Origin of the sequence: Mesorhizobium sp. M1334 (assembly GCF_040317995.1) — a bacterium.
GTDB lineage: Bacteria > Pseudomonadota > Alphaproteobacteria > Rhizobiales > Rhizobiaceae > Mesorhizobium.
Window position 1 is genome coordinate 282,376 of the sequence record NZ_JAMYLM010000006.1, and the last position, 6,008, is coordinate 288,383.

The 6,008-nt window shown below is 59.3% G+C and carries 9 protein-coding genes and 1 pseudogene; 5 read left to right on the top strand and 5 right to left on the bottom strand.

What is annotated here, in order from left to right:
* Positions 1 to 272 precede the first annotated feature (272 nt).
* The 4 genes from NKH17_RS14880 to NKH17_RS14895 all read right to left on the bottom strand — a co-directional run bounded on the left by NKH17_RS14880 (position 273) and on the right by NKH17_RS14895 (position 2,159).
* On the bottom strand, positions 273 to 422 hold the full coding sequence (locus NKH17_RS14880) for an ATP-binding domain-containing protein (RefSeq protein WP_352833768.1): 150 nt from the start codon (positions 420 to 422) through the stop codon (positions 273 to 275).
* A gap of 445 nt (positions 423 to 867) precedes the next feature.
* Positions 868 to 1,623, bottom strand: a complete 756-nt coding sequence (locus tag NKH17_RS14885) for a zeta toxin family protein (RefSeq protein ID WP_352971259.1) — start codon at positions 1,621 to 1,623, stop codon at positions 868 to 870.
* Positions 1,616 to 1,948, bottom strand: a complete 333-nt coding sequence (locus tag NKH17_RS14890) for a hypothetical protein (RefSeq protein WP_352833677.1) — start codon at positions 1,946 to 1,948, stop codon at positions 1,616 to 1,618. The genes NKH17_RS14885 and NKH17_RS14890 overlap by 8 nt, the downstream gene beginning before the upstream one ends.
* Positions 1,949 to 1,952: 4 nt before the next feature.
* On the bottom strand, positions 1,953 to 2,159 hold the full coding sequence (locus tag NKH17_RS14895) for a ribbon-helix-helix protein, CopG family (protein WP_352833679.1): 207 nt from the start codon (positions 2,157 to 2,159) through the stop codon (positions 1,953 to 1,955).
* An 83-nt stretch (positions 2,160 to 2,242) separates the two neighbouring features.
* Between NKH17_RS14895 and NKH17_RS14900 the strand changes: the two genes are divergently transcribed.
* The 5 genes from NKH17_RS14900 to NKH17_RS14920 are packed head-to-tail and all read left to right on the top strand — an operon-like array spanning position 2,243 to position 5,555.
* A complete protein-coding gene (locus NKH17_RS14900; RefSeq protein ID WP_352971262.1) occupies positions 2,243 to 2,536 on the top strand; it encodes a multiubiquitin domain-containing protein in 294 nt (97 codons plus the stop codon).
* Between the two features lie 4 nt (positions 2,537 to 2,540).
* Positions 2,541 to 2,930 (top strand): E2/UBC family protein, encoded by a 390-nt coding sequence (locus tag NKH17_RS14905; RefSeq protein WP_352971265.1) that lies wholly within the window; start codon positions 2,541 to 2,543, stop codon positions 2,928 to 2,930.
* Positions 2,927 to 4,315, top strand: coding sequence for a ThiF family adenylyltransferase (locus NKH17_RS14910; protein ID WP_352971268.1), 1,389 nt, complete (start codon positions 2,927 to 2,929; stop codon positions 4,313 to 4,315). Before NKH17_RS14905 ends, NKH17_RS14910 begins: the two co-directional genes overlap by 4 nt.
* Entirely contained in the window at positions 4,312 to 4,650 is a 339-nt protein-coding gene (locus NKH17_RS14915) for a ubiquitination-like system serine protease family protein (RefSeq protein WP_352833689.1), read from the top strand. The genes NKH17_RS14910 and NKH17_RS14915 overlap by 4 nt, the downstream gene beginning before the upstream one ends.
* Complete coding sequence (locus NKH17_RS14920) at positions 4,647 to 5,555, top strand: SDH family Clp fold serine proteinase (RefSeq protein ID WP_352833692.1); 909 nt, start codon at positions 4,647 to 4,649, stop codon at positions 5,553 to 5,555. The genes NKH17_RS14915 and NKH17_RS14920 overlap by 4 nt, the downstream gene beginning before the upstream one ends.
* Before the next feature lie 82 nt (positions 5,556 to 5,637).
* Here the strand turns inward: NKH17_RS14920 and NKH17_RS14925 are convergent.
* A pseudogene (locus NKH17_RS14925) lies at positions 5,638 to 5,849 on the bottom strand (integrase core domain-containing protein); the annotation flags it as partial.
* Positions 5,850 to 6,008 lie beyond the last annotated feature (159 nt).

Below are 6,008 nucleotides of genomic sequence, written 5' to 3' on the forward strand. Positions count from 1 at the left end.
CTGTCTCGGCATCATCAAAGGGGCGGCAAGTGTGCTACGGCGCGCCTTGGGTATTCAAGGCGGAGGATATCGCCGCCTATCGCATGCAGAATGCCCCGCGGCCTGGCGCACGAACTCCACGCTGGGTAGGTCCCCAACTGTTGTCCGCGACTTCCTCTACGCCACGCGCTCGACACGCTCGCCTGCAGGCTCTTGCGTTCGAAGTACGACATGTTCTTCATCTACCATACCAGCGAGCATTGACGAGCCAATGGCCTCATAGTCACAACCCATCAGAGCCGCGGTCGGCTAACTGCGACGTATAGCGAATTCCTGCCGACAGCGTCCGAGCCATCGTACGAGGCCAAGTTCGGGATCACAACCACGTCGAATTCAAGCCCTTTGGCTTCTACCGGGGTCGTGAAATGAGTGTGAAACCGCATCGTCAGCTTTGAATGGCCGAGATCATTGGATCTCGGAAGTTCGCATCGAGATCGCCCTGCATCAACGCAAACCACCGATCAACATCCTGGTCGTCTGCACAAATTAGGGCCACGCTCGCGGTCTCCGGAGCGCGACAATGCGATCGATCGCCATCCGGGCGAACTCCGCGGGATCCTCGTATACGTCCAGCGGAGCATAGCAGGTTGCTCGACAGTTACCTTACACGAGGGGAGCAATCGCGAAGGGAAGCGGCAGTATATGAGAGCTGCGCTTGGAGTCACTCCCTCTACAATGTGATCCGTCAATACCACAATGACGCGGACAAGTGGTTGAAACACCTCGGCCAGTAGTTCGCTGTTAAGCAGCCCAGCAGTCCTTGTGCGCGGTGGCGGCGGTATCTTCGTCTACGGCACACTGCTTGCCGCCCGCCGACTTGATTCCCTTTCATTCAGCCGGAGGTTGGTCTTCTCGTGGTGCTACGAGGTCAAGCCAGGCGAGCACGGAGGCAGGTGGCGGCGCATCCCCATTGTCGCGCCAATCAAATAGCGCCTCGTTCCCCGCCCGTACGTGACAGACGGTAAAGGCCACTTCCCGATCGCGGCTATTGTCCACGAGAATAGCTGCGTCCGCGACCTCTAGCGCTTTATTGATTGCCTTCTGCGTGCGCGGGAACCGATCGAAGAGCTTTTGCGGGTCAACTGCATGACCGCCGCGGCTAACGCGTGTCTCGACGCGAGCAATGGAGAGCTCGGCCGAGGTAAGGCCGACGAAGAAAATGATGACGTAGTACCCTTCTGCTTGCATTTGCCGAATCTGGTCGATCTTGGAGACAACGGTGCCGTCGTCCTGGGGCTGCCAGTATGAGAAGACGGTCTCCATGGCGAAGGGGACTTTGTTGGCCAGGGCCTGGGCGACGAAGGCTTCGACGCCCTTCTGGGCGACGCGCATCCAACTCTGGTCGTCGTCGCGCAACTGCTGCGCCCAATGCGGGAGTGCGCCACTCCTTCGAGGCTCAGGCAATATCGACATCATCATGCGATCGGCGTTTATTAGCGGAATCTTGAGCACAGGGGCAAGCTGCTGCTGCCACATAGTCGACTTGCCCGAGCCATTGTGGCCGGCCAGCACAATGGCAAGAGGCTTGGAGGACTCGATCTGAAGGGCGACGACCCGCCTTACGGCAGGTCCAAGCTTATCCATTCGAGGCGACGAACTTGCCGCTGTGGAAAACGCCGTACACCTTCTGGCCGTCAAGTTCGCGCACGATCTCTTTGGGCCGGGCGTCATCGACGTAATAGAGCGGCACGCCCTTGGAAGGCCGGAGCGATATGCCCGGCCGCGAGATTTTGTCGGCTGCACGCTTCAGCGCCGACTGGCCGGCGGCGACATTTCGCGCCACCACGTCGGCCTTAGGTTTGGCGGAGGCTACCGTAACCTTGCCAAAGGTGACATTTCGGTTGGACTTAGGCTTGAGTCCACCGGTGCGCTGTTCGGCCGCAAATCTGATTTCGGTTTTCTTGGCCATTGTCTCAGCGCTCAAGCAAACGTCTGGCGACGTTGATTCTCTCTTTAAGGCCCTGTTGGAAGTCGGGATCCTTCCGACGAGCATCGATATGTTTTGATATGGCAGCGCGGATGATGTCCGACACGGGTCTATCCTCGACACTTGCCACTGTTTCCAAGGCTTCCGCCTGCTCGGCTGATAGCCGAATGGTCATAGCTTTTGGTGCTTTCATGGCACCAATATGGTTACATCGCACCTATCTTGTCAACCGGTATGGTGTCGTGGTATCTCGGTATCAATTAACGGAGATATAAGATGAGCGACGAAATGAAAACGGATGGCGCCGACGATGATCATGGTCATCATGGTGGCGATCAGAAAATCGACATCAAGATCGACCGGGAGACCTTTAAGGTCGACAAGGAGCGTATGACCGGGCACGAACTGCGCCTCCTGCCTACCCCGCCGGTGGGGCTGGAGCGTGATTTCTTCGAGGTTGTACCCGGCGGGTCGGATCGCAAGATCGCTGAAACCGATGTGGTTGAGCTCAAGAATGGGATGCGGTTCTTCACTGCCCCCGCTCAGATCAACCCTGGTTGCGAGGGCTAGGTCGATGCTCCCGGCGGCTGATGTCGAATTTCTCGAGGCGAAAGCACCAGGCCATTCCACGGCGCTCGACTCCGGCATGATCTGTGTGAGGGTGCCGGAGTTTGTCTTGCCGCCCGGGCTGAGCGTCCGGAATGCAGACCTGCTGTTGCGCCTGTCGCCGGGCTATCCTGACGTGCCGCCAGATATGTGGTGGTTTTATCCGGGGGTGTTTCGGGCCGACGGCTCGCGCATCGAAGCGACCGATTCGATCGAGCACTATTTTGGGCGTGACTGGCAGCGCTGGTCACGGCATCTGGACCCGCAGCGCTGGATGGCCGGTATCGACTCCCTGGAGAGCTATTTCGCCTTGATCGCGAGTGAACTCCACAAGGCGGCGAAATGGATGGCAGCATGACTGCCACCCTCGTGCTTTCCAACCCGGTGATGAATGAGATCATGGTGGCCTCGGGCAACCCGCTCGAGACAGCCGGGGTGCTCCGAGCCGTGTTGGTTAGGACGCCTGCGGGCCATATCCGGCTCTTGGGCCGTGGCATCGACTGGGTGCCGGACAATGCCTATCTAGACCGCCGCCATGATGGCCTCGGAATCTCGTCGGAGGGATATGTTGGCTCGCTTGGGAAGGCGGAGGCCCGTGGTGAAATTGCTATCTGGTTTCACACTCATCCGGGCGTCGGCTCCTCGCCGCGGCCGAGCCAACATGACGAGCAGGTCGACGGTCAGATAGCAGACCTCTTCCGGCTGCGCACCGGGCAAGAGTTTTATGGCACTCTGATCGTGGCGCCCACTGGGCACGGCATCGCCTTTACCGGAACGTTGCAACACGAGGACGGCGCGCGCTTTGCGCTCGATCGGTTGTGGGACGTTTCCGACACTTGGCGCCTCGTCAAGTCCTACAACGATCCCTCGCCGCCACTGGCATCGATGTTCGACCGTAATGTGCGGGCCTTTGGAGGTGAGGTGCAGCGTACCCTGAGTGAGCTGACGATAGGGATCGTCGGTACCGGCGGCACCGGTTCGGCCGTCGCCGAGCAATTGGTACGGGTGGGTGTCCGGCATCTGCACGTGATCGATGCCGATGAGTTGTCTCTTTCCAACGTTACACGTGTTTACGGCTCCCATCCGGACCAGGTCGGGCAGCCCAAGGCGGAGGTGGTGCGCGATCATCTGCTTTCGATCGCTCCTGATCTGGACTGCCAGGTCCAAGTGGGGATGATCGTCGACCAGCCTATTGCCCGTGAACTCTGTGAGTGTGACCTTGTGTTTGGCTGTACCGACGACAATGCCGGGCGGCTGGTGCTGTCGCGGCTCGGGACCTACATGCTGACGCCGGTTATCGACATGGGAGTGCTGCTGTCGAGCGATCAGGGGGGTAATCTGCGCGGTATCGACGGCCGCATTACGGTGATGGCGCCGGGAACGGCGTGCCTCCTCTGCCGGAACCGGATCGATGTACGCCGCGCCGCAGCCGAACTAATGAACGAAGACGAGCGACATCGCCTCGCCGGCGAAGGCTATGCGCCCGTGCTGGCCGGCGTCGAGCCGGCGGTGGTCACCTTTACGACGGCGGTGGCCGCCGCCGCCACTTCGGAGTTGCTCGAACGGCTGACCGGTTATGGCCCGGATCCGAGACCCTCGGAAGTTCTGTTGCGGCTGCACGACCGTGAAATCTCAACCAATATTGTTGAGCCGCGCGAGCATCACTATTGTCATCCGGCCAGCGGCAAGCAAGGTCTCGGAAATACGACTCCCTGGCTCGAACAAGTTTGGCGGAATGCATGAAGATCAGGTGGTGGGACTGGCTCCCGTTCCGCAGATGGCGGGTCGTGGGGTTGGTCGAGGACGCGGACGAGCTTCCCCCTCGGCTGCCGCGCACCGGCGCTGTATTGGTGACCTCGGCTGGCTATGACAAGTGGGTCGCGTTCGACTGCCCGTGTAAGCGGGGTCACCGGATAATGCTCAACATAGACGAGGCCCGCCGGCCATACTGGCATGTCGCCCTGGGCAAAGATCGCATTCTCACCATCGCGCCTAGTATTGATTACACCGATGCGCAAAAGCGCTGCCATTATTTCATGCGCGATGGCCGCATTCAGTGGGCAAAGGATTGGCTATGACCAAGGCAAAGATCGACAAAAAGTCCGAGAAACCACCAGCGTCGGTCGCCGCGGCCGCGCCGGCGCCCAAGCCATCCAAAACGCCACTCTATTCGGCCTTCAATGCATCCCGCTATATGCGGCAGCAACTGATCAAGCAGATCGAGGAAGAGACCGGAGCCAAGCTGCTCTGCTACATGGCAACAGCAGAGATCGACCGCGACGATGTCATGTTCTTCGTCGACTTGATCCATAACGTGCCCAAAGGCAGCAGCATCGATTTGTTGCTGCACACGCCCGGCGGGGACGTCGATGCGGCTGAAAAGCTGATTGAGCTAGTGCGGAACCGCAAGGGCGACGGCAAGTTCCGAGTTATTGTTCCGGATCGCGCCAAGAGCGCCGGCACCCTGATCGCGCTCGGCGCGGACACTATCGTAATGAGCGACACCTCCGAGCTAGGTACTATCGATCCGCAGTACATCGGCAAGGATGCGCACGGCAACGAAGTGCACCTGTCCGTCTTTGACTACCTCTCCTCGTACGAGACCTATGCTGAGCAGCTGCGGAAGGACCCGAACGATCCCGCCGCTCGGGCGATGTTCGAGAAATTCGATCCGGCTGTCCTCAATAAGTTCAAACAGGTTAAGAGTCGCGCGCGCATCTTCGGCGAGAACCAGCTCAAGCGTCATGGCACGACCTACACCGCCATCGTCGCGCAACTCATGGACACCAAGACCTATCCTTCGCACGGACAGATGATCGGCGCCGATCACGCCAAGCAGATGGGTCTGCAGGTCGACGTGATGCAGATGGACGAGCCGTTGTGGCAATCTCTGTGGCAGCTCTACTGCCACTTCCGGCTAGCCCTAACTCAGCCAGGCATCAGCAAGATGTTTGAATCTGCCTACGCTTCCAACTCGGAATGAGCGTGCATGGTTGATTCCGGAATTTGGTAGTAAAGGCTACCGACCAACTTAGGCTCTGACGTGCTCCCCGTTTTGTCCGCGTCTATAAGTTAGCCCTGTTCACGTTGTGATCCTTGACGGATCGGGTTGCATATTCAAGCGGGGTGAGCCATCGAGGCTCGTGTGTGGGCGATTCACATTGTAGTCGATCCTCCATTCTTCGATGCTGTTGCGGGCGTGCCGATAGCTGGTGAAGAGCCGTTCGTTGAGGCACTCATCGCGTAGCCGACCATTGAAGCTTTCCACGAAGCCATTATCCGGCATGATGTTCTTGGTGCCATCGTTTGTTCGGTACGTCAGGTTCGTTAAGCTTGGCGCATCCGGGCCACGGGGCACCGGGAGCACGCAAGTGCGGGCAGGCCGTCGTATGCAGATGAACTGCGAGTTCGAGCACATTATCTGGCCGCCCCTACG

What these genes read in the sequence shown, in the direction of transcription:
- NKH17_RS14880 (WP_352833768.1), bottom strand. Translation starts at nt 422, where the DNA reads ATGCGGTTTCACACTCATTTCACGACCCCGGTAGAAGCCAAAGGGCTT.
- NKH17_RS14885 (WP_352971259.1), bottom strand. Translation starts at nt 1,623, where the DNA reads ATGGATAAGCTTGGACCTGCCGTAAGGCGGGTCGTCGCCCTTCAGATC.
- NKH17_RS14890 (WP_352833677.1), bottom strand. Translation starts at nt 1,948, where the DNA reads ATGGCCAAGAAAACCGAAATCAGATTTGCGGCCGAACAGCGCACCGGT.
- NKH17_RS14895 (WP_352833679.1), bottom strand. Translation starts at nt 2,159, where the DNA reads ATGAAAGCACCAAAAGCTATGACCATTCGGCTATCAGCCGAGCAGGCG.
- NKH17_RS14900 (WP_352971262.1), top strand. Translation starts at nt 2,243, where the DNA reads ATGAGCGACGAAATGAAAACGGATGGCGCCGACGATGATCATGGTCAT.
- NKH17_RS14905 (WP_352971265.1), top strand. Translation starts at nt 2,541, where the DNA reads ATGCTCCCGGCGGCTGATGTCGAATTTCTCGAGGCGAAAGCACCAGGC.
- NKH17_RS14910 (WP_352971268.1), top strand. Translation starts at nt 2,927, where the DNA reads ATGACTGCCACCCTCGTGCTTTCCAACCCGGTGATGAATGAGATCATG.
- NKH17_RS14915 (WP_352833689.1), top strand. Translation starts at nt 4,312, where the DNA reads ATGAAGATCAGGTGGTGGGACTGGCTCCCGTTCCGCAGATGGCGGGTC.
- NKH17_RS14920 (WP_352833692.1), top strand. Translation starts at nt 4,647, where the DNA reads ATGACCAAGGCAAAGATCGACAAAAAGTCCGAGAAACCACCAGCGTCG.